The sequence below is a fragment of the Streptomyces sp. NPDC096176 genome, from assembly GCF_044763255.1.
In the GTDB taxonomy this organism is placed as follows: Bacteria; Actinomycetota; Actinomycetes; order Streptomycetales; family Streptomycetaceae; genus Streptomyces.
This window is the reverse complement of record NZ_JBIWFV010000002.1, coordinates 1-2,979: the sequence shown is the minus strand read 5'-3', so window position 1 is coordinate 2,979 and position 2,979 is coordinate 1. Positions and strand designations below refer to the sequence as shown.

General features: G+C 70.4%; 1 protein-coding gene and 1 pseudogene. Both read left to right on the top strand.

Going from position 1 to position 2,979, the window contains the following annotated elements:
- Positions 1 to 292: pseudogene (locus tag ACIQ7Q_RS05140) on the top strand (RNA helicase); the annotation flags it as partial.
- Positions 293 to 492: 200 nt separating this feature from the next.
- Positions 493 to 2,979, top strand: a 2,487-nt coding sequence (locus tag ACIQ7Q_RS05135; RefSeq protein ID WP_403856462.1) for a FlgD immunoglobulin-like domain containing protein, incomplete at its 3' end; no start/stop codon positions are given.

Here is a 2,979-nt window from a genome sequence, read left to right as displayed (position 1 = left end):
CGACCGTGGTGGCAGTGCTGACCGTGGCGGCTTCAACCGCGACCGTGGCTTCGAGCGTCGTGACGACCGTGGTGGCTTCCGCCGCGACGACCGTCCGGCCGGCCACCGCGGCAGCGACCGCCCCTTCAACCGTGACCGTCGCGACGACCGTCCCTCCGGCGGCTTCCGCTCCGGCAGCAGTGACCGCCCGTACGGCCGCCGCGACGACCACCGCGGTGGCGCCGGTTCGAGCTCCGGCTCGTTCGGCGGCGGCCGCCGTGACGACAAGCCGCGCTGGAAGCGCAACGGCTGACTCGCCCGGCTGCTCGACCGCTTGACTGCTTGATCAGGGCCCGTACGACACCGAGGTGTCGTACGGGCCCTGCTGTACGCTCAGCGCATTACGAGACGGGTGTGCGAACGCACGGCCGGGGGGCCGCATCAAGCGCCGCGCCCGTCTCCACGAACAGCAGGTTTCCTGGGGAGGGGCCTTTCTTGTTGCGCAATGCGCCCATGAGCCGTCATGCCCGTATGACGGCCGCCGTCGCTTTCGTGGCGGCACTCACGTCCGCCGTCGCCCCGCTGGGTGTCACGCCCGCGGTGGCCGCGGACGCGCCTCCGGCGCTGACGATCCCGGTCGAGAAGTCGCTCGACCCCAATGCGGCGAAGGTTCCGGTCGCGGGTGCCTCCGGGTTCATCCGCGGTGACCACAACGGCGGCTACACCCATGTCTCGTACGCCGACGGGTCGCAGACGCCGTACGACGCCAAGGGCGCGCACAGTCTCCACAGCACCGGGTCGGACACGGTCGCCCGCTGGCACCCGCAGCAGAAGCAGGTCGTGCTGCAGGACATGAAGGGCGGCCACGAGCGGACCATCGTCGTCCCCGAGGGACAGTCGTTCCGGCACGTCCTGGGTGAGACGGTCATCACCTCGGAGTTCAAGGACGGCCGCAGTGTCGCCGTGCACCAACTGGCCCTGGTCGACGGTGTCCGGACGGACCGTACGCTCACGGGGCTTCCGGAGGACACCACGATCGTCGGCAGCAACGGTCTGGCCGACACGTACGGGTTCTTCGTCTCCTACCTTCACGGCGGCAATGCCTCGGTGGGCTATGTCGACAGGTCGTTCCGTCTGCACCCGACGCCGTTCAAGGGCACCGGTCTGGTCGGGCGCGCCCAGCTCTCCGGCCGCCATCTCGTGGAATTGCCCGTGGACGGGCTGGTGAAGATCTGGGACGTCACGGACTGGTCCGCGCCGGCCCACGAGCTTCCGGTCGACAGGGCGGGCGGTGCTGCCTTCACCGTGATGGGTGACGACCTGCTGGTGTCTCGGCCGGTCGAGGAGGCCGCCTTCAGGACGGTTTCGGCGGTCCCGCTGGCGGGCGGCGCCGAGCGTGTGGTCCTCGATCGTGTCGTCGGCACCGTGCCCGGAGCGGGACGCGTCGACGGCAGGGCGCTGTTCGTCCGGGCCGGGGAGGGCACAGAGCGTTCGGTGCACTCGGTGCGGGAGGACGCGGCCGGGGATCCGCAGGCGACCAAGGTCGTGGACATCCCGCTGGTCGGCACCCGCACCGTGCGCCTGGCCGCGGCGCAGGGCGAGCTGCACACCGTCGACCGGGTGCCGTACAACACCGCCAAGGTGCGCTCGACCGCGCTCACGGTGAACGGCGAACTCAGCGCGGAGAAGCGCACGGAGCGGGGCGAGAACAGCTATCAGTTCTACGGAGGCTGTGACCCCTACTGGTGCCCCGAGCTGCGGCCCACCGGCGACGGCCGTCTTGTGTTCGAGGAGGTCAACGGCGTCGGCCTGTACATCGTCGGGCCCGATCAGCAGCTGCCCGGCACCAACATCCCGAACGTGTACCTGAGCGACGATCTGGAGGCGTCGGGCCGGTATGCCGCATACTCCGTGGGCCACGTCGAGCACGAGGTGATCGACCTGGACTCCCGCACACGGGTGTTCGGCCGTGACATCGGCTTCCGGGCCACCTCGCTCGTGGGCGGCACGCTGTGGATCGAGGGCACGGCGGCCGGAATCGTCGACGCCGTCGACGTACGGACGGGGAAGACCCTCCGCAGCGTCGACGTCGGGACCTGCGATCTCCAGGACGTCCAGGTGTGGTCGTCCAGCGTGTACTGGAAGTGCGCGGGGACCGCCGGCGTGTACGACATGAACACCAAGCGAAACGTGTCCCTTCCGGCGCACCGGTCCGCCGTCCTCGGTGACGGATACGTCGGCTGGGAGCAGGGCGGCGTCCTGAGCATCACCGACGTCCGCGGTACGGCGGGGACCCGTGTCGTCGGCAAGCCGGCGGCCGTGGAGCCCGGCCGCGGCTGGAACGTCGACCGCTTCGGCGGGCACCTGACCTACGTGGACCCGGCGGGTGACACGCACGTCGTTCCGTCCGGGGTCGCGAACTCGGCGCTGAGCCTGCTGGACTCCGATGCTGCGGTGTCGGTGAACGTGAAGGGTGGTGTGTGGAAGCCGCGTTGGTGGTTGTCGAAGCCGGCTGGGTCGTGGTCGTTGGTGCTGCGGCACAAGGCGTCCGGGGTTGTGGTGCGGACGTTGTCGGGTGGTGAGGCGCGTGGTCTGGTCTCGGGTTCGTGGGACGGGAAGGACGCGTCCGGGCGGCTGGTGGCGAACGGTGCGTACACGTGGTCGCTGTCGGCGAAGCCGGCGGACGGCCAGGGCGCGGAGCTGAAGGCGTCGGGTGCGGTGTCGGTCCGGGGCGGTTCACCGGTGTGGCGTGACTTGGGTGACGACGGTTTCGGCGAGCTGCTGGTGAAGGACTCGGCCGGTCTGGTGTCCCAGTACCGGGGCAACGGGACCGGCGGGGTGTCGTCGCGGCAGGCGGGCGGCACGTTCTCGGCGAGCGCCCACCTCGTCCCCTTCGGCGATGTCGACGGTGACCGGTGCAATGACGTGCTGGTGCGGTTGGGTACGGAGCTTCGGGTGTACCGGCCGGGGTGCGGGAAGGTGGTGTCGCCGTCGTCGCCG